This is a genomic window from Streptomyces sp. NPDC096152 (assembly GCF_044763235.1).
Classification (GTDB): domain Bacteria; phylum Actinomycetota; class Actinomycetes; order Streptomycetales; family Streptomycetaceae; genus Streptomyces.
Genome location: NZ_JBIWFW010000005.1, coordinates 531114 through 548104, shown reverse-complemented (window position 1 = coordinate 548104; position 16991 = coordinate 531114). Strand labels below are relative to the sequence as shown.

General features: G+C 72.3%; 20 protein-coding genes and 1 tRNA gene. 15 read left to right on the top strand and 6 right to left on the bottom strand.

From position 1 onward, the window contains the following. Positions 1-264: 264 nt before the first annotated feature. The 4 genes from ACIQ9G_RS20190 to ACIQ9G_RS20175 all read right to left on the bottom strand — a co-directional run bounded on the left by ACIQ9G_RS20190 (position 265) and on the right by ACIQ9G_RS20175 (position 3963). The gene (locus ACIQ9G_RS20190) at positions 265-1260 is read right to left on the bottom strand and encodes a DUF2637 domain-containing protein (RefSeq protein WP_403611117.1); all 996 of its coding nucleotides are present in this window, start codon (positions 1258-1260) and stop codon (positions 265-267) included. A 12-nt stretch (positions 1261-1272) separates the two neighbouring features. Continuing rightward, positions 1273-1566: a hypothetical protein gene (locus ACIQ9G_RS20185; RefSeq protein ID WP_403611114.1), complete on the bottom strand. Its 294-nt coding sequence runs from the start codon at positions 1564-1566 to the stop codon at positions 1273-1275. Positions 1567-1706: 140 nt separating this feature from the next. Next, on the bottom strand, positions 1707-1916 hold the full coding sequence (locus tag ACIQ9G_RS20180; protein WP_403611112.1) for a hypothetical protein: 210 nt from the start codon (positions 1914-1916) through the stop codon (positions 1707-1709). Positions 1917-2019: 103 nt separating this feature from the next. After that, on the bottom strand, positions 2020-3963 hold the full coding sequence (locus tag ACIQ9G_RS20175) for a copper resistance protein CopC (protein ID WP_403611109.1): 1944 nt from the start codon (positions 3961-3963) through the stop codon (positions 2020-2022). Positions 3964-4341: 378 nt separating this feature from the next. Between ACIQ9G_RS20175 and ACIQ9G_RS20170 the strand changes: the two genes are divergently transcribed. The 5 genes from ACIQ9G_RS20170 (at position 4342) to ACIQ9G_RS20150 (ending at position 7094) form a co-directional block, all read left to right on the top strand. Beyond that, positions 4342-4944 carry an HhH-GPD-type base excision DNA repair protein gene (locus tag ACIQ9G_RS20170; RefSeq protein WP_403611107.1) on the top strand — a complete coding sequence of 201 codons (603 nt, stop codon included), beginning with the start codon at positions 4342-4344 and terminating at the stop codon, positions 4942-4944. Between the two features lie 148 nt (positions 4945-5092). Then, the gene (locus tag ACIQ9G_RS20165) at positions 5093-5434 is read left to right on the top strand and encodes a hypothetical protein (RefSeq protein ID WP_403611105.1); all 342 of its coding nucleotides are present in this window, start codon (positions 5093-5095) and stop codon (positions 5432-5434) included. A 54-nt stretch (positions 5435-5488) separates the two neighbouring features. Further along, positions 5489-5644 carry a hypothetical protein gene (locus ACIQ9G_RS20160; protein ID WP_403611102.1) on the top strand — a complete coding sequence of 52 codons (156 nt, stop codon included), beginning with the start codon at positions 5489-5491 and terminating at the stop codon, positions 5642-5644. Between the two features lie 290 nt (positions 5645-5934). After that, complete coding sequence (locus ACIQ9G_RS20155; protein WP_003986294.1) at positions 5935-6231, top strand: type II toxin-antitoxin system VapB family antitoxin; 297 nt, start codon at positions 5935-5937, stop codon at positions 6229-6231. Between the two features lie 233 nt (positions 6232-6464). After that, on the top strand, positions 6465-7094 hold the full coding sequence (locus ACIQ9G_RS20150; protein ID WP_403611323.1) for a LytR C-terminal domain-containing protein: 630 nt from the start codon (positions 6465-6467) through the stop codon (positions 7092-7094). A 114-nt stretch (positions 7095-7208) separates the two neighbouring features. Here ACIQ9G_RS20150 and upp read toward each other — a convergent pair whose 3' ends face one another. After that, a complete protein-coding gene (gene upp, locus ACIQ9G_RS20145; RefSeq protein WP_403611099.1) occupies positions 7209-7844 on the bottom strand; it encodes a uracil phosphoribosyltransferase in 636 nt (211 codons plus the stop codon). A gap of 149 nt (positions 7845-7993) precedes the next feature. On the opposite strand from upp, the gene ACIQ9G_RS20140 reads away from it, so the two are divergent. From ACIQ9G_RS20140 to ACIQ9G_RS20105, 8 genes are all read left to right on the top strand, one after another. Then, on the top strand, positions 7994-8206 hold the full coding sequence (locus ACIQ9G_RS20140; protein ID WP_403611097.1) for a hypothetical protein: 213 nt from the start codon (positions 7994-7996) through the stop codon (positions 8204-8206). A 588-nt stretch (positions 8207-8794) separates the two neighbouring features. After that, positions 8795-9334, top strand: a complete 540-nt coding sequence (locus tag ACIQ9G_RS20135) for a hypothetical protein (RefSeq protein ID WP_403611320.1) — start codon at positions 8795-8797, stop codon at positions 9332-9334. A 56-nt stretch (positions 9335-9390) separates the two neighbouring features. Further along, complete coding sequence (gene tadA, locus ACIQ9G_RS20130; RefSeq protein ID WP_403611318.1) at positions 9391-9822, top strand: tRNA adenosine(34) deaminase TadA; 432 nt, start codon at positions 9391-9393, stop codon at positions 9820-9822. A 124-nt stretch (positions 9823-9946) separates the two neighbouring features. Then, positions 9947-10034: transfer RNA gene (locus ACIQ9G_RS20125), tRNA-Ser, on the top strand. Positions 10035-10203: 169 nt separating this feature from the next. Further along, positions 10204-10380 carry a hypothetical protein gene (locus ACIQ9G_RS20120; protein ID WP_356181114.1) on the top strand — a complete coding sequence of 59 codons (177 nt, stop codon included), beginning with the start codon at positions 10204-10206 and terminating at the stop codon, positions 10378-10380. Continuing rightward, the gene (locus tag ACIQ9G_RS20115; protein WP_356181117.1) at positions 10380-10673 is read left to right on the top strand and encodes a Dabb family protein; all 294 of its coding nucleotides are present in this window, start codon (positions 10380-10382) and stop codon (positions 10671-10673) included. Before ACIQ9G_RS20120 ends, ACIQ9G_RS20115 begins: the two co-directional genes overlap by 1 nt. A gap of 155 nt (positions 10674-10828) precedes the next feature. After that, a complete protein-coding gene (locus ACIQ9G_RS20110; protein ID WP_403611094.1) occupies positions 10829-11701 on the top strand; it encodes an RNA polymerase sigma factor SigF in 873 nt (290 codons plus the stop codon). A gap of 245 nt (positions 11702-11946) precedes the next feature. Next, positions 11947-12843: an RNA polymerase sigma factor SigF gene (locus ACIQ9G_RS20105; RefSeq protein WP_403611091.1), complete on the top strand. Its 897-nt coding sequence runs from the start codon at positions 11947-11949 to the stop codon at positions 12841-12843. 483 nt (positions 12844-13326) lie between these two features. On the opposite strand, the gene ACIQ9G_RS20100 is transcribed toward ACIQ9G_RS20105, so the two are convergent. Beyond that, positions 13327-13521 carry a hypothetical protein gene (locus ACIQ9G_RS20100; RefSeq protein WP_403611089.1) on the bottom strand — a complete coding sequence of 65 codons (195 nt, stop codon included), beginning with the start codon at positions 13519-13521 and terminating at the stop codon, positions 13327-13329. Positions 13522-13835: 314 nt separating this feature from the next. Between ACIQ9G_RS20100 and ACIQ9G_RS20095 the strand changes: the two genes are divergently transcribed. Together ACIQ9G_RS20095 and ACIQ9G_RS20090 are read left to right on the top strand one after the other, a co-directional pair. Continuing rightward, the gene (locus ACIQ9G_RS20095) at positions 13836-14294 is read left to right on the top strand and encodes a MarR family winged helix-turn-helix transcriptional regulator (protein ID WP_403611086.1); all 459 of its coding nucleotides are present in this window, start codon (positions 13836-13838) and stop codon (positions 14292-14294) included. 48 nt (positions 14295-14342) lie between these two features. Beyond that, positions 14343-16889 carry an MFS transporter gene (locus ACIQ9G_RS20090; RefSeq protein ID WP_403611084.1) on the top strand — a complete coding sequence of 849 codons (2547 nt, stop codon included), beginning with the start codon at positions 14343-14345 and terminating at the stop codon, positions 16887-16889. The last annotated feature ends 102 nt before the right edge of the window (positions 16890-16991 follow it).

Below are 16991 nucleotides of genomic sequence, written 5' to 3'. Positions count from 1 at the left end.
CAGACACGCTAGGCGGGAAGCGCGGCCCGGCGCTTCCCGATTCCTGACGGAGGCGGTACGGATTTCCCGCGCGCACCTGCGCCGGCGAATCCCGCTCCGTGAACGGGCGAGGGCCCCGGGCGGTTCGCCGCTCGGGGCCCTCGTCGTAAGGGTGCTCGTCGAACGGGCCTCACCGTACGGCCCTTGGTCGTACGGGCCTCACCGTACGGGCCTCTTCCTACGGGCCCCGCCCTGCGGGCCTTCGTCGTCCAGGGGCTCCGTGGGTCACCAGCGGGTGCCCGGCCCCCTGGCCTTCCCGCTGGACGGCTGGGACCGGCCCGCGGCGGGACCGGCCTTGCCGCGGGCGGGACTGGTCCTGCCCGCCACCGGTGTGGTCCTGCCCGAGGCGGGAGCTGTCCTGCCCGGCGCGGGGGACGGAGCCGGGCCCTCCGCGGGGAGTTCGGACCGGGGGGCGCTCCGCTGCCGGTGGCGGGGGGCGACGCGCCGGGGCGGGCGGGTCAGGGTGATCTGGCGGACGAGCTGCTGGAAGCAGGTCAGGGACGCCAGGCCCGGCAGCGCGGCCGCAGCGATGTCGACGAGCGTCCTGGGCGCCTGGACGACGCACAGGAACATCGCGATGGCCGAGAAGAGCAGCACCGCGCACCAGGAGTGGACGGCGCGACGCCGGTGCAGGGCGGCGCGCAGGACGGACAGCGACGCCACCAGCCAGGGGCCGAAGACGAGCAGCGGCCACCAGGACGCGGTACCGGCCTGCATACGGGACACGGCCACGATGCGGAGGGGGTCGTAGGCAACCATTCCACCGAAGAGACTCACCGCGGAGGCGGTCACCGCGGCCAGCGCGGCGATGAACTGACTGACGGCCCGCAGGCCGGGCGGCCACTTGCGCTTGCGGACCTTGCGATGCCCGCGGGACACCCTTCTCAGCCGAGGCAGTTCCGCGGTGATTTCCTGGAGATTCTCCAATGGCGTGCTGGGCCCGGTCGGAGTGACCGGCACCTCGACCCGGGCGGTGGGAATTCTCGGCCGATTCTGCTCCGACATCGCGTCCTGGAGCATGAAGGCCAATTCCTCGGCCGGGTCCCAGGCCGAGTCCGGCGGCACCAGGGGGGTCGAGAAATACATGTCCGGGGCCGGATCCGGAGTGGGGGGCGGAGCCGGAGCGCGGTGCCGACCGGTGCCGGTCTGCTGATATCCGTCCAGATAATCCGGATAATCGGCCGGGCGTCCGGGGTGGCCGTCGATTCGTTCGTCGTACATCACGCGACCTGGTTATTCCACCACCGAAAAGGGCGACCTGCCCTCAGGGCCCACCCATCGGCGGGCGAGATCGACTTCCAGCGCACTCATCGCGTCCAGGAAATCCCGCAGCAGGGGCTCGGTCACCCTCAGCGCCACCGGGAGGCCGCCTCTGCTCAGCGTGCCGTTGGCGGGCCCCGCCTGGTGCACCGGGGCGGGGATGTAGGTGTAGGGGCCCAGGGCGACCGCACGTCCGGCAGCCGTGCCCTCCCGCTCGCGTCCCACGAACAGACGCAGGTACTGCCCTTCCCTGGTTGCCTTAGTCATATCCCGACTAACGCCGCCCCACTCCACCGGATGCGGGGCATTTGGGTGAACGGATTCCCACGACAAAGCATATATGTGCGATGGGATGTCTCGTCCGTCCAGCCGAAGAGATGGACGGCGGTGCGGGGTGCGGAGCCACACTACTCGGCACCGGTGGACACCTCGTCGGACATCGGATCGACGCCGAGCGGACGGGCGTTGCTCTGGAGCACGTCGACCATGAGCCGACGGCGATTCAATTCCATTGCGTCGACCCGCCACATTCGGCATTGGTAGGGCGGTACGAAAATGGAGCCGGCGGTGCACGCGGAAGCACACACGATCAGCATCCACAGGGTGACATTCGACATGACTTTCTCCGGTGAGTCCTGACGACTGTGTCGCACGACACCGGCATAACGCGCACGCATATGCGAAGTTACGGAAAAGGAACGCGTATTCACGGCCCTTGGGCTAGCCGGGGATCCGGACCTTCCGGGACTCGCTCACCTGGTCCAGTTCCGAGACCCGCACCGTCGCCTTCATCGTCCAGGTGCCGGCGATCGGCAGGGTGAGGCGGTCGGTGCCCCAGTAGCCGCCCTTGTCGGTGAGCCCGGCGTCGATCGGGCCGATGTCCCGGGCGGGCAGGGAGAGGGAGAGCCGTAGTTCGGGCACGGTGGACACTCCGCCGTCGGGGCCGAAGACCACGGCCTCCACCGTGTTCTCGCCCACGCGGCCCGGCAGCAGGGTGATCTGCACCTTGCCCCGGGCGCCCGAGGTGCCGAGGTCGAAGGGGATCCACGTGACGCTTGCGCTCTGCCCCCCAGAGGTGGGCGGGGCCTGCGCCGCCTCGGCCGCCGCACGCCCGGGCACGGTACCGGTCAGCACCGTGCTGAGCACCAACACGGCGGCCCCCACGGCGACTTCGGCCAGGACCGCGCGACGCAGACCGCGACGGTGCACGTCGGGCTCCTGGGCGCCGGGCGCGGGGACGTGGCTCGGAGGGGCGTCGTCGGCCGCGGAGACCTGGGTCGAAGGGGCGTCGTCGGCCGCGGTGGCGTCCGCGTCCGCCGTCAGCAGTCGTGCCGTCCAGTTCCGGGACTGGCTCGCCGCCGTCAGCAGCAGGGTCACGGCCGCGAGCTTCAGCAGCAGGAGCCGCCCGTACGAGGTGTCCGTGAACGCGGTCCAGGAGCCGAGGCCGCGCCAGGACTGGTAGACGCCGGTGACCACCAGCACGGTGACGGCGGCGAAGGCGATACGGGAGAAGCGGGCGACGGTGGCGGTCGGGGCGGGACGGGGGACGTGGGCGGGCTCGGGGCCGGGGGGCTCGGTCTCCGTCGCCGTCGCTGCCTTCGTCGCCGTACCGGCCGCCGTCACCGACGCCGGTGAGGGGGCGTCACCACCCGTCCCGGCCGTCTCGCCCGTCTCGCCCGTCCCCGGGTCCGGGTCCGGGTCCGGATCGGCCGGCCGCGTCCGGCGGAGCGTCGTGAACAGGGCTGCCAGGCCGCCCAGCCAGACCGACATCGCCAGCAGGTGCAGGGCGGAGGACGCCATGGCGACGGGCACCTGGAGGCCCGCCGACGCGTGCTCGGCCGCCGCCCACGTCAGGGCCAGGGCGAGGGCCAGCACAGCGCCCGCCGCGCCCGTCGCCTTGGCCGGGCGCGCCGGGCCCCCGTCCCCGCCGCGCCGGGACAGCCGTACGAGGAAGGCCGCGGCCGGCAGGAGCAGGGCCAGGCGGGCCAGCAGGACCACGCCCGGGCGGCTGGTCAGGGTGCGGGACAGGGCCGAGGGGTCGAGGGCCGCCGCCGGGCCCGCACCCGTCTCGTACGGGGCTCGCAGGACCAGCAGGACCACCGTGGACGCCAGCAGCGCCCACCAACCCACCACGAGCAGCCCGCGCAGCGGACCGGGGTCCGGCGGACGGCAGGCCACGGCGAAGAACGCCGTGCCGATGAGCAGGGCCGCGGCGGCGTAGGCGGCCCAGCGGGCGAGGTCGCAGAGGCTGCCGGTGACGGGGTCCTCCGCCGGGCCGGTGCCGACCGTGGCGGCCGTCGGGGACGGACGCCCCACGGAGAAGGTGAAGGCGCCCGACACCGGGTGGCTGTCCGCCGACACCACCCGCCAGGCGAGGACGAAGGTGCCCTGGGCCGGCTTGCCCGGCAGGGTCACCCGGGCGGTGTCGGAGCGGCCCGGAGCGTGCTGGGCCTCGCCCGTGCGCACCCGGCGGCCGTCGGGGCCGAGGAGGCGGAAGGAGTCGTCGAGCAGGCCGACGGACTCGGTGAAGGTCAGCGTGATCGCGTGCGGGGCCGACCTCAGGACGGAGCCGTCGGCCGGGTCGGTGGTGCGCAGCGCGGCGTGCGCCGCGGCGGGCCCGGCGCCCCCGAGCAGCAGGACGACCACGGCGCCCAGCAGCGCCACCACCGGGAGCCGTCGCCGCCCCTCCCGAACCCGCGCTTCCCGCCCAACCCCTCTCCGGCCGCGCGCCTCCCGGTCGTCCCGCCCCGGCCGTCCGTGGGACGCACCGCCGTCATGGCCTTCGCTCCGCCGTCGGACCACGTCGCCTCTCCGTTGTGGGACTTGCCGGCTTCCGGATACGTACGGACGCGCGCCGCGCATCACTCACCCCCCTCGCGGACCATCCCCGCACCTTCACACATCCGGCGGCGGCCGGGCCCGCGGCCCCCGCACCGCGACGCCTCCGGCCCGCGCGCGCCGGGCGGGAGAAGGCGTCGCCCGGCACGTCCATCGGAGGCGTGCCATGCTGCGTTCCGCCGCCCGGCGGGCGATCATCGGGGCATGGACGTCACTCTTCACCTCGCCCAGGATCCCGAGGCCGACGCGCTCCTCGGGCGCAGTCCGCTCGCCGCGCTGATCGGGATGCTGCTGGACCAGCAGATCCCGATGGAGTGGGCGTTCAAGGGACCGGCGACGATCGCCCGGCGCATGGGCACCGAGGACCTGGACGCGCACGAGATCGTGGCGTTCGAGCCGGAGACCTTCGGCACACTCCTGTCGGACAAGCCCGCCGTGCACCGCTACCCGGGGTCGATGGCCAAGCGGATCCAGCAGCTGTGCCAGTACCTCGTGGAGCACTACGACGGCGACCCCGAGGCGATCTGGCGGGACGCCGGCGACGGGCGCGAGCTGCTGCGGCGGCTGGAGGAGCTGCCCGGGTTCGGCAAGCAGAAGGCGCAGATCTTCCTCGCGCTGCTCGGCAAGCAGCTCGGTGTCCGGCCCGAGGGGTGGCGGGAGGCCGCGGGGCCGTACGGGGAGGCGGAGTCCTTCCGTTCCGTCGCCGACATCACCGGGCCGGAGTCGCTGGAGCGGGTACGGGCGTACAAGCAGGAGGCGAAGGCGGCGGCCAAGTCGGCGAAGGCCACGAAGCCCTCCGCCGGCTGAATCGGTCCGTCGCGGGCCGACACAGACCGAGGCGGGCCGCCCCGAACCGGACCCGGCCGGGCGGACCGGGGCGTGGCCCTACGCCGAGCGGGCGATTCTCGGGCGTGCCGCGTTGAACGGCGTCCGTCCCGCGGGGACATGACCCGACGTGAGCACCGCACCGCACGCCCGCCGCGCCGCGCGCCGGCACGCCTGCCTGCGGGTGCTCGTCCTGCTGCTCTCTCTGCTGGTGCCGGGCGTGCACGCCGGGACGGACGCGGTGGCCGTCGCGCCGGTGGCCGGTGCGCCGGGCGGCGGGGCCGCCGAGCAGGACGTCCTCGATGCGGCGCTGCGGCCCGCCGTGCGCGGCGGCGACCGTGCCGCCGTACCGCTGCGGCCCGCCGCGCCGCCCCCACCTGCCCCGGAGCACTCGGCGACCCTTCCGGCCGCCGCGCCGCCGAACCCTTCCTCCCGCCTGCACGCCCTGTGCCGTGTGGTCCTGCGCTGCTGACGGACCGTTCCGCCCCCGGTCCGTCCATCGAGTACGACGCGAGGAACCACAGCCATGCCCAGCGACCCCTACGCGGTCCTGCGCGCCCTGCTGCGCGCCGAGGCCGTCCGCAACACCGCCGATACGAACAAGACGCACCTGAAGGACCCCGGTCGGACCGAGTCACGCGACCGGCGGCCGGCCACAGCGGAGGAAGGGAAGCGCGGCTGAACCCCGGCTGGGCGCCGGCGCGGGCGCCCGGCCGACCGCCTCCTCCGGGCCGTGCCGATGAGGCGGCCGGGATCTCCCGGCCGGTCAGGATGCCCAGCCAGGCCCAGCGAGGCCCGGTGAGTCCGGCGTTACACGGCGGTGCCCGGCGAGCGGGCGGACGGAGGCACGGTCTCGCCGCCGCCCGTCTCAGGCCCCTGTTCCGGATTCGCCCCGCTTTGCTGCGGCATTTCCCGCGTCGCACTCCGTCGTCATGGCTGCGCCCGGAACGTCTTGGCCGGTAGGCTTTCCGTGTGATCTTCAAGCGCATCGGAAACGGCCGGCCGTACCCCGACCACGGCCGGGAAAGCACCCGGCAGTGGGCCGACGTCGCGCCGCGCCCGGTCCGCCTCGATCAGCTCGTCACCACCAAGCAGCAGCTCGACCTGGAGACCCTGCTCGCCGAGGACTCGACCTTCTACGGGGACCTCTTCGCGCACGTGGTGAAGTGGCAGGGCGACCTGTACCTGGAGGACGGGCTCCACCGCGCGGTGCGGGCGGCGCTCCAGCAGCGCCAGGTGCTGCACGCGCGCGTACTCGAACTGGGCTGAGCACCTCCGGTCCGATCCGGGAGCCGAGCGGGCCGACGCGGGAGCCGGCCGATCCGGGAGCCGCCGAGTCCGGCTCGAGAGCCTCAGAGCCCGCCCGAGAGCCTTCTGGCCGTATCCGTCAGGGGACGGCTTGGACCTTTCGGGTTCTGCTGGGCGGATCCGATGATCATCTAGTAGGAATCACCGCCCCGGCACACTACGCTGCGCCCATGAGCATGCTGACTCCCCCCGGCATGGGCGGGCAGTACCGGATCAAGGGGAACAAGTATCCGCGGATGCGCCGGCCCCGGCGGCGCGGCAGGCTCGCGTTCCTGGCCGTCGCCTCCGCCACCGTGCTCGGCGTGATCGGCTGGGGCACGCTGCAGCTCATCGACGTCTTCACCGGGGGTGGCGGAAAAGCGTCGGCCGCCAACGCCAGGGCGGACTGCGCGACCGCGGCCGAGCCCAAGGCGAGCCCCTCCCCGGCCCGTGCGGAGCGGGCGCTGCCCAAGCCGGGCCAGATCACCGTCAACGTCCTCAACGCCACGCCCCGCAAGGGCCTGGCCAAGCAGACCGCGGACGAGCTGAAGAAGCGCGGCTTCCACATCGGCCAGGTGGGCAACGCCACCAAGGAGTTCGACAAGAAGGTCAAGGGCAGCGGACTGCTGCTCGGCGCGACGTCGGCCATGAACACCTCGCTTCCGGTGCTCGCCACCCAGCTCACCGGCGCCGAGACCCGCGCGGACACCCGCAAGGGCGCCGACGTCGACCTCGTCATCGGCGACGGCTTCAAGGAACTGGCGAAGCAGCCGGACGCCACCAAGGCGCTGGCCGCCCTCAGCGCACCGCGGCCGGCCGCCGACGCGGCGAAGAAGGGCTGCTGAGCGGGGCGCGGCGACAGGACCGTACGGCCGCGGAAAGACCGAGGCCGCCGCACGCCTTCCGGCGAACGGCGGCCCGGGAGCCCGGCGGCCCGGCGGCCCGGCGGGTACGAAGCGCTACTCGGCCGCGCCGTACATCCGGTCGCCCGCGTCCCCGAGGCCCGGGACGATGTAGCCGTGCTCGTTGAGGCGCTCGTCGACCGACGCCGTCACGACCGTCACCGGGGTGCCGGCGAGGTCCCGCTCCATGACCTCGACGCCCTCGGGGGCGGCGAGCAGCACGACCGCGGTCACGTCGTCGGCGCCGCGCTTGATCAGTTCCTGGATCGCGGCGACCAGCGTGCCGCCGGTGGCGAGCATCGGGTCGAGGACGTACACCTGACGGCCGGAGAGGTCCTCCGGCATACGGGTGGCGTACGTGGAGGCCTGCAGCGTCTCCTCGTTGCGGATCATGCCGAGGAAGCCGACCTCCGCGGTGGGCAGCAGCCGCACCATGCCGTCCAGCATGCCGAGACCGGCGCGCAGGATCGGCACCACCAGCGGACGCGGGTGCGAGAGCTTGACTCCGGTGGTCTGCGCGACAGGCGTGTGGATGTCGACCTGTTCGGTGCGCACGTCCCGCGTGGCCTCGTAGGCGAGCAGGGTGACGAGTTCGTCGGCGAGCCGGCGGAAGGTCGCGGAGTCCGTGCGCCGGTCGCGCAGCGCGGTGAGCTTGTGGGCGACCAGAGGGTGGTCGACGACGTGGAGACGCATGTGCCAACAGTAACCGGGCGCCTCGGCCGACCGCCCGCCTCCCTCCACCGCCCCGTCCGGACGGCTGCCGCCCACGTCACGGCACATTCCTCCGGCATCAAACTCCCGGTCCGGGGGAATGCGGGAGGACGAAGTGGGGTGGTGAGCCGATGCCCGAGCGGGAATCCCGTGACGAAGCGGCGCCGCGCGAGGAGCGCCGGACGCCGGACACACCGGAGGCCGAGGCCGAGCGGCGGCGGCGCCGGGCCCGGTTCCTGCGCGAACTCGCCGAGGCCAGGGCGCTGCGCGACCGCGTCCAGCCCCGCCGCGCCAAGGTCGCCCGGCTGCGACACGCGATGCGCATGCGCACGTTCCGCTGGTAGGCACCTCTCCGGCTGCCGCCCGCGCCGACCGCCCGGGCACGCCGGCGGCCGCCCGTATCGACCGTCCGGAGACCCCGGCCGAAGTCCGCTGCGACCGCCAGGGTCTCCGGCTGCCGTCCGTGTCGACCGCCAGGGGCCTCGCGCCGGGCGGCGCGCCGAGAGCCCGGCACCCCGACAGCACGACGCTCGAACTGCCCGACACTCCGATCCGGCACACCGATGGCCCGACACTCCGAGCGCCCGGCACTTCGACGTTGCTCCGACAGGCGGTCCCACGTTCGGCAGGCAGGCGCGGTGGGTGGTTGCGGGGACACGGGCGACACCCGCGTGGGCGTTTCGGGCGGTGGGCGTGCTGCGCGCCGGGCAAAGCCGCGTACGATCCGCAGGTGGCGGCAACGAGTGCGCCGGTGAGTCCTTGACGGACGTACGGTCAAAACTGCCGGACACAGGGAGCCGAAGACGTCCCCTGAACGCCTTGTTTCTGCCACGATTCCGAGTGGGTGGGGCTCGGAGCCCAGCTCTCCCCGCCCAGAACCTCCGCCGGGGGGACCCCCAACCGGCACGCCTATGACCAGTGGGAGAGTCACGGTGTACTTCGCCGCACTGCTCGCGCGCACCGAAGACGGGTGGGAAGCGAGCGACACAGAGCTCGATGATGTGGAGACGCTGTCCGACCTGGCCGATCTGGCCCGGGAAGCCTCGACCGACGACGACACGGTGCTCGTCCTGATCGAGCAGGAGGACGCGTGGTTCGGCGTCGTCCGCGTAGACGGCGAGGACGACCCTCGTATCTACGTCTCCGACGCCGCGGCCGCCGCCCGCAGTTCGTACGGCGAGATCCTGCTCACCGACGAACTGCTCGGCCGGGAGCCCGGCGACGACGGCACCGACCTGGACTCCCTCGACCTCGACGGCACGGAGGACGGCGAGCCCGCCTCCGCCGAGGACGACGAGGAGGAGGAGGGCGGCTCCGCCGACGCCATCACGCACGGCCCCCTCGGTGACGCCGAGATCCTCGACGACCTCGGTGTCGGCGTGAAGGAGCTGCGCGCCCTGGACGCGGACGACGCGCTGAACGCGATCGCCGAGGCCCTCGGTGCCTCGGAGGTGCTGGAGACCGTCCGCTGACCGCGCCGCAGACCCAGGGGCCCCCGGACCCGGTGCGCGACCGCTGGCGGGCCGCGATGCGGCTCGCCCTGGGCGAGGCCGAACAGGCCGCCCGGGGCGGGGACGTCCCCGTCGGCGCCGTCGTGCTGGCCGCCGACGGGACGACCGTGCTCGGCACGGGTCACAACGAGCGGGAGGCCACCGGCGATCCGACCGCGCACGCGGAGGTCCTCGCCCTCCGGCGGGCCGCCGCGGCGGCCGGGGAGTGGCGGCTGTCCGGCTGCACGCTCGTGGTGACGCTGGAGCCGTGCACGATGTGCGCGGGCGCGCTCGTGCAGTCCCGGGTGGACCGGGTGGTGTACGGCGCCCGCGACGAGAAGGCGGGGGCCGCCGGCTCCCTGTGGGACGTCGTACGGGACCGGCGTCTCAACCACCGCCCCGAGGTGATCGAGGGCGTGCTCGCGGACGAGTGCGCCCAGTTGCTCACCGACTTCTTCCGCGCCCGCTGAGCGGTCCCCGGTCCTTAGCGGTCCACGGCCGCCGAGCCGCCCTGGAGAGCGGCGTCCGGGGCGCCGGGAAGCCGCGGGGAAACGGATTTCAAACCACGGCCCCCCGTGCTGTAAGGTCTCCCTCGGTAGCGTGTCCGAGCGGCCGAAGGAGCTCGCCTCGAAAGCGAGTGTGGCGCAAGTCACCGAGGGTTCAAATCCCTCCGCTACCGCCAGTGAAGGGCCCCGTCCGTCGGACGGGGCCCTTCGTGCGTGGATCCGTGGGTGGGGATGATCCGGAAGAACGATCCGACGGTTACACTCACCGCCGGCACCACCAGCCCCGAGAGCACCGACAGGCCCGGGAACACCAGCAGTCCGCAGCAGTCAGAGGGAGAGGCCGCGATGGCGGTGAACGCCAAGAAGATCGCCGTCTACGCGCTCGTGGTCTTCGCGCTGTATCTGATCATCACGGACCCGGCCAAGGCCGCGGACTACGTGCAGATAGGCTTCGAGGGCATATCGGACGCCGCAAAGGCCATCGGCGACTTCATGACCTGGGTCGCGCACGGAGGAAAGTGATGATCCGCCACCTGGTCCTCTTCAAGCTCCACGAGGGCGTCGAGCGCGACGACCCGCGCGTCGTGGAGGGCGTCGAGGCCTTCCGCGCCCTGGAGGGCAGGATCCCGGAGATCCGCTTCTGGGAGTGCGCCTGGAACATCAGCGACCGCCCCATCGCCTACGACTTCGCGATCAACTCGGCGTTCGACGACCTCGCCGCGCTGCGCCGCTATGTGGAGCACCCGGACCACCAGGCGGGCGTAGGACTGTGGCGCGAGTTCGCCACGTGGGTGATCGCCGACTACGAATTCTGAGCCGTACGAACGCACGGCCACACCCCTGGCCCCGCACCGGACCGGTGCGGGGCTTCGCCATGTCCGGGCGCCCCTGAGCCGGTATTTCACCCCTCAACACGTGCATATGCGGTGCTTGAACACGATGGACCTGTCTTGTGATGCTATGACCGCTTTTGACGGATGAGTTGATCGATGAAGAGGTGGCGTTGACCGTGTCGGCCAGTACTGCGCCGCCCCAGGAAGAGGCTCCGTCCCCGGCCGAGGCACCGCCCCCGGAGAAGCGCCGCGGCGCCGACACCCGGGCCCTCACCCAGGTGCTCTTCACTCAGCTGAAGGAGCTCGAACCCGGCACCGCCGAGCACGCCCGCGTGCGCGGGGCGCTCATCGAGGCGAATCTCCCGCTCGTGCGCTACGCGGCCGCCCGCTTCCGCTCCCGCAACGAGCCGATGGAGGACGTCGTCCAGGTCGGCACCATCGGACTCATCAACGCCATCGACCGCTTCGACCCCGACCGGGGCGTGCAGTTCCCGACCTTCGCGATGCCGACGGTCGTCGGCGAGATCAAGCGCTACTTCCGCGACAACGTGCGCACCGTCCACGTCCCGCGCCGGCTGCACGAGCTGTGGGTACAGGTCAACAGCGCCACCGAGGACCTGACGACCGCCTTCGGGCGCACCCCGAGCACCGCCGAGATCGCCGAACGGCTGCGCATCACCGAGGAGGAGGTGCTGTCCTGCATCGAGGCGGGCCGGTCGTACCACGCGACCTCCCTGGAGGCCGCCCAGGAGGGCGACGGGCTGCCCGGGCTGCTCGACCGGCTCGGCTACGAGGACCCGGCGCTCGACGGCGTGGAGCACCGCGACCTGGTCCGCCACCTCCTCGTCCAGCTCCCCGAGCGGGAGCAGCGCATCCTGCTGCTGCGCTACTACAGCAATCTCACCCAGTCGCAGATCAGTGCGGAACTCGGCGTCTCACAGATGCACGTCTCCCGGCTACTCGCGCGTAGCTTCCAGCGGCTGAGATCCGCAAACAGGATCGAGGCGTAACCGGCAGGAGCGTATCCCTCACCTGGGCGGATGCCGACATGCGCCCCGTGAAACGCCGTCAGACCCCTGTTGTCCAGGGCCGATTCGCGCCACGGATGTCGACAAGTCCCTACAGCGCGTTGCCGACATGTGACATTCTGCGGGAAGAGCGTTTGCCGGGGCTTCGGCGCCGGTATTCAGGTGAAGGCTGCGTTCTTCTCGACGAGGGCGCCGCCGCGACCGTCCCGCGACCCATAGGGGGTGGCATGTCCGCAGATCAGGGCAGCTCGAAGGTGCTCACGCTCACGAAGAGCGAGAGCGTGCCCGAGGCGCTCGACGCCCTCGACGTTGTGTCCCTCGAGGCCGCTCCGGCCCCGGCCCCGGCCCTTCCGGCCCCGGAAGCCATCGACACCCGCACCCTGTCCCGCTCCCTGTTCCTGCGGCTCGCCGCACTCGACGAGAGCAGCCCCGAGCGCGCCTACGTCCGGGACACCCTGATCGAGCTCAACCTCCCGCTGGTGCGCTACGCGGCCGCCCGCTTCCGCTCCCGCAACGAGCCGATGGAGGACATCGTCCAGGTCGGCACCATCGGCCTGATCAAGGCGATCGACCGCTTCGACTGCGAACGCGGCGTGGAGTTCCCGACCTTCGCGATGCCGACGGTCGTGGGCGAGATCAAGCGCTTCTTCCGGGACACCTCCTGGTCGGTGCGGGTGCCGCGGCGGCTGCAGGAGCTGCGGCTGGCCCTCACCAAGGCCAGCGACGAGCTCTCCCAGAAGCTCGACCGCTCCCCGACGGTCACCGAACTCGCCACCGCGCTGGGCGTGTCCGAGGAGGACGTGGTCGACGGCCTCGCGGTCGGCAACGCCTACACCGCCTCCTCGCTGGACTCGCCGGCCCCGGAGGACGACGGCGGCGAGGGTTCGCTGGCGGACCGCCTGGGCTACGAGGACACGGCGCTGGAGGGCGTCGAGTACCGCGAGTCGCTCAAGCCCCTGCTCGCCAAGCTCCCGCCGCGCGAGCGGCGCATCATCATGCTCCGCTTCTTCGCCAACATGACCCAGTCGCAGATCGGCGAGGAGGTCGGCATCTCGCAGATGCACGTCTCCCGGCTGCTCACGCGCACGCTGGCACAGCTGCGCGAGGGACTCATCTCGGACTGACCCTCCTCCCGCCCTCCCCTTCCCCGTCTCCTCCCATTTGACGGAGCGTCGGTCATCGTGGCGCGATGCTTCGCCCGATGCGGACGGCTTGGACGGCGTGGGCGACATCGACCCCGGCCGCCGAGGCGCCTTCACGGTTGCTTCGGCGGCCGTCGTCTGTCCGGGCGCGACACGGGCCGCGTGCGGAAGCGGCGCGGACTACGGTGACGCAACTCCGGCGGCACACGGGTGAGTTCGGGTACGACGGCCCTCGGTACGCACATCATCGAGGCGCTCGGCATCGCCCGAGCGACGGCCGGGTCGGCCGGGACGCTTCCGGCGCCGATCGGGGCCGGCGCACGGAAGGACGGACGTGGACGGTGTGCGTCGACGCGACGGGGACCCCCGCTCGAGCGCAGCCGAGAGCTCGGAGGAGGGTGCCACTGGGCGTGCGCATCGAGACGCGGGACGCGCCCGTCCGGTGGAAGCAGTGGCGGGCGGGGCCTACTTGAGCGCGAGCCACGCCACCGCGGCGACGACCGCCACGGCGACCACGATGCCGATGATCAGGCCGACCCGGGGGCCCGAGGAGGTCTGCTGCGGGGTGGCGCTCTGAGGAGCCTCGTCCACGAACGCGCGGAACATCTGGGTGCTGCCGGCGGGGTCGTAGTTGCCCTGGGGGCCCTGCGTGTTAGCCATGGCCCGAGACCCTAGCGAAAACGCGGGGGCCGCCCAAGGGCGGGGGTTGCGTCGGCGCTCCCGGCAGGACGCCCGGCGTCGGCGCGTGCTCTCGGGAATGCCGTCCCCGGACCCGCCACCGCGACCGTGACGGGCGCGTTCTGAACGGTTTCGTCCTCAAGCGCCGGACGGAGTCCCGTGCGCGGGCCCACCTGCGCATTTACGATCGCGATACTTGCCTTTGCCAACTTTTTGCGCCGACCGGCCCCTGCTTGTTTGCCTGCAGCAACCAACTGCTCGTATGGTTGCCCCAAGCAACGAATACGGGAGGTGTGATGGCCGAGCGGTCGCAGTTCGAAGAGCTGGCGCGCCAGCTCAGTGCCGTCGGAGCCGTGAAACGGGACATGGGACGGATACTGCCGCCCGACTGCCCGGCGGGCTCGGCCGCCGTGCTGACGCTGCTCGGACGGCACGGCGACATGCGCATGAGCAAGCTCGCCGAGCTGCTCTCCGTGGACATGTCGGTGACCAGCCGGCATGTCGCGCACGTCGCCGCACGCGGCTGGATCGAGCGGTCGCCCGACCCCGCGGACAAGCGCTCGCGCATCCTGCACCTGACGCCCGAGGGCGCGGCGCAGCTCGACGAGCTGTCACTGCGGACCACCCATCTGCTCGCCGACCGGCTGAGCGACTGGACCGACGACGAGGTCGGCCAGCTCATCCGGCTGATGACGCGCCTGCGCGCCAGCTTCGGCGACTGCCGGTCCGCCCCGGCCCGGCTCCCGCACCCGTAGTCGAAGAGACCACCCGTACACCCGCAAGCACGTAAGAGAAGGAAGCCCATGGCAACGACCACACCAGCCGGTGTGCGGGCTCACGCCAAGCACGGGGGAGGCTCCTCCGGCGACGCTCCGATGACACACCGGCAGATCATGGAGGCGCTCTCCGGGCTGCTGCTCGGCATGTTCGTGGCGATCCTGTCGTCCACGATCGTCTCCAACGCCCTGCCGGAGATCATCGGCGACCTCGGCGGCGGTCAGTCCGCCTACACCTGGGTCGTCACCGCCGCCCTGCTGTCGATGACCGCGGCCACTCCCCTGTGGGGCAAGCTCGCCGACCTGTACAGCAAGAAGGCTCTCGTCCAGATAGCGCTCGTCATCTACGTCGTCGCCTCGGCGGCGGCCGGCCTGTCGCAGAACCCCGGCATGCTGATCGCCTGCCGCGTGGTGCAGGGCATCGGCGTCGGCGGTCTGTCCGCGCTGGCGCAGATCGTCATGGCGGCGATGATCTCCCCGCGCGAGCGCGGCCGGTACTCCGGCTATCTCGGCGCCACCTTCGCCGTCGCCACCGTCGGCGGCCCGCTGCTCGGCGGTGTCATCACCGACACCTCGTGGCTCGGCTGGCGCTGGTGCTTCTACGTCGGTGTGCCGTTCGCGGTCATCGCGCTGATCGTGCTGCAGAAGACCCTGCACCTGCCCGTGGTGAAGCGGGACGTGAAGGTCGACTGGGGCGGCGCGTTCCTGATCTCGGCCGCCGTCTCGCTGCTGCTGATCTGGGTCACCTTCGCCGGTGACAAGTACGACTGGCTGTCGTGGCAGACGTACACGATGGTCGCCGGTTCCGTCGTCCTCGGTCTGCTGTTCGTCCTCGTCGAGGCGAAGGCGAGCGAGCCGATCATCCCGCTGCGGCTGTTCCGCAACCGCACCATCACCCTCGCGTCGCTCGCCTCGCTCTTCGTCGGCGTCGCGATGTTCACCGGCACCGTCTTCTTCAGCCAGTACTTCCAGCTGGCCCGCGACAAGTCGCCGACGATGTCGGGCGTCATGACCATCCCGATGATCGGCGGTCTGTTCGTCTCCTCCACCGTCTCCGGTCAGTTCATCACCCGCACCGGCCGCTGGAAGGCATGGCTGGTCAGCGGTGGCGTGCTGGTGACGGCCGGCCTGGGCCTGCTCGGCACCATCCGGTACGACACCGACTACTGGAAGACCGCCGTCTTCATGGGCCTGCTGGGTCTCGGCATCGGCATGATGATGCAGAACCTGGTGCTGTGCACGCAGAACCAGGTCGCGCCCGGCGACCTCGGCTCGGCCAGCTCCACGGTCACCTTCTTCCGTTCCCTCGGCGGTGCGGTCGGCGTCTCCGCGCTCGGCGCGGTGATGGCCCACCGGATCACCGACTACGTCAAGGACGGCCTGGCGGACCTGAACCCCAAGTACGCCCGTGCCCTGGCCGGTTCGGGCTCCGGCGACAGCATCCCGCACATGGACGCGCTGCCGAAGCCGCTGCGCACGGTCATGGAGAGCGCCTACGGCCACGGCATCGCCGACGTCTTCCTGATCGCCTCCGGGCTGGCCGCGGTCGCCTTCCTGATCACCCTGTTCATCAAGGAGGTCCCGCTGCGGACCAAGGGCGGCCTGGCGCAGGCCGCCGACGGCGAGTCCCTCCCCGTCGACCCCGCCGCCACCCCGGCCGTCGCGGAGGCCCAGGCCCCCGCCCAGGTCCCGGCCGGGCAGAACGCGCCGAGCCCGGCGTCGGCCGCCACAGCGGAGGCCGGCCCGGAGGGCACCCAGCGGCTCGCCGCCGTCGCCACCGCCGCTCCCGCGGAGACCGGTGCCGGGGGCGGGGGCGGGATCCCGGTGCGCGGCTTCGTCCGCGGCGCCGAGAGCGCGCCGGTGCCGCGGGCCGCCGTCACGCTGATCTCGCTGACGGGCCGTCAGCTGGGCCGCTCCGTGGCCCAGGCCGACGGTGCCTACGCGGTGGACGCGCCGGGTACGGGTTCGTACGTGCTGATCGCCTCCGCCGACGGCTACCAGCCGCAGGCCTCCACGATCGTCGTGAACGGCGAGCCGGTGGCGTACGACGTCCTGCTCAGCGGCACCAGCGGGCTGAGCGGTGTGGTGCGGGCCGCGGAGGGCGGGCTGCCGGTCAAGGACGCGATGGTGATCGTCACCGATGTGCGCGGGGACCTGCTGGCCACCGGGACCACCGGTGAGCAGGGCGAGTTCTCCTTCGCCGAGCTGGTGCCGGGCGCGGTGACGGTGGCGGTGAACGCCGCCGGGTACCGGCCGCGGGCCTTGCCCGTCGAGGTCGGCGGCACCGGGGTCACCCGGGTCGAGGTCGACCTCGACGCCGGCGCCGAGGTGCAGGGTGTCGTGCGGGCTCCGCACGGTCCCCTCGCCGACGCCCGCGTGACGCTGGTCGACGCGGCGGGCAACGTGGTCGGCACGGCCACCACCGGCGCGGACGGGGCGTACGCCTTCACCGACCTGAACAGCGGCGAGTACACCGTCATCGCGACGGGCTACCCGCCGGTGGCGACGGCGCTGACGGTCTCCGGCCGCGGCGTCGACGACCACGACATCGAGCTCGCCCACCCCGGCGAGTAGCACGGCCCCGGCCCGCGGCGGGCGCGCTCCGAACGGAGGCGTACCCGCCGCGGGCCGAACTGCTTACGACCATTTTGTATGGGTTTCCAGGGAGAAAACGGG

Excerpts from the sequence above, each read along its gene's own strand:
- ACIQ9G_RS20170 (WP_403611107.1), top strand. The coding sequence starts at position 4,342 with ATGGACGTCACTCTTCACCTCGCCCAGGATCCCGAGGCCGACGCGCTC.
- tadA (WP_403611318.1), top strand. The coding sequence starts at position 9,391 with ATGCGGCTCGCCCTGGGCGAGGCCGAACAGGCCGCCCGGGGCGGGGAC.
- ACIQ9G_RS20100 (WP_403611089.1), bottom strand. The coding sequence starts at position 13,521 with ATGGCTAACACGCAGGGCCCCCAGGGCAACTACGACCCCGCCGGCAGC.
- ACIQ9G_RS20090 (WP_403611084.1), top strand. The coding sequence starts at position 14,343 with ATGGCAACGACCACACCAGCCGGTGTGCGGGCTCACGCCAAGCACGGG.
- ACIQ9G_RS20160 (WP_403611102.1), top strand. The coding sequence starts at position 5,489 with ATGCCCAGCGACCCCTACGCGGTCCTGCGCGCCCTGCTGCGCGCCGAG.
- ACIQ9G_RS20105 (WP_403611091.1), top strand. The coding sequence starts at position 11,947 with ATGTCCGCAGATCAGGGCAGCTCGAAGGTGCTCACGCTCACGAAGAGC.
- ACIQ9G_RS20150 (WP_403611323.1), top strand. The coding sequence starts at position 6,465 with ATGGGCGGGCAGTACCGGATCAAGGGGAACAAGTATCCGCGGATGCGC.
- ACIQ9G_RS20140 (WP_403611097.1), top strand. The coding sequence starts at position 7,994 with ATGCCCGAGCGGGAATCCCGTGACGAAGCGGCGCCGCGCGAGGAGCGC.
- upp (WP_403611099.1), bottom strand. The coding sequence starts at position 7,844 with ATGCGTCTCCACGTCGTCGACCACCCTCTGGTCGCCCACAAGCTCACC.
- ACIQ9G_RS20185 (WP_403611114.1), bottom strand. The coding sequence starts at position 1,566 with ATGACTAAGGCAACCAGGGAAGGGCAGTACCTGCGTCTGTTCGTGGGA.
- ACIQ9G_RS20115 (WP_356181117.1), top strand. The coding sequence starts at position 10,380 with ATGATCCGCCACCTGGTCCTCTTCAAGCTCCACGAGGGCGTCGAGCGC.
- ACIQ9G_RS20190 (WP_403611117.1), bottom strand. The coding sequence starts at position 1,260 with ATGTACGACGAACGAATCGACGGCCACCCCGGACGCCCGGCCGATTAT.
- ACIQ9G_RS20095 (WP_403611086.1), top strand. The coding sequence starts at position 13,836 with ATGGCCGAGCGGTCGCAGTTCGAAGAGCTGGCGCGCCAGCTCAGTGCC.
- ACIQ9G_RS20180 (WP_403611112.1), bottom strand. The coding sequence starts at position 1,916 with ATGTCGAATGTCACCCTGTGGATGCTGATCGTGTGTGCTTCCGCGTGC.
- ACIQ9G_RS20120 (WP_356181114.1), top strand. The coding sequence starts at position 10,204 with ATGGCGGTGAACGCCAAGAAGATCGCCGTCTACGCGCTCGTGGTCTTC.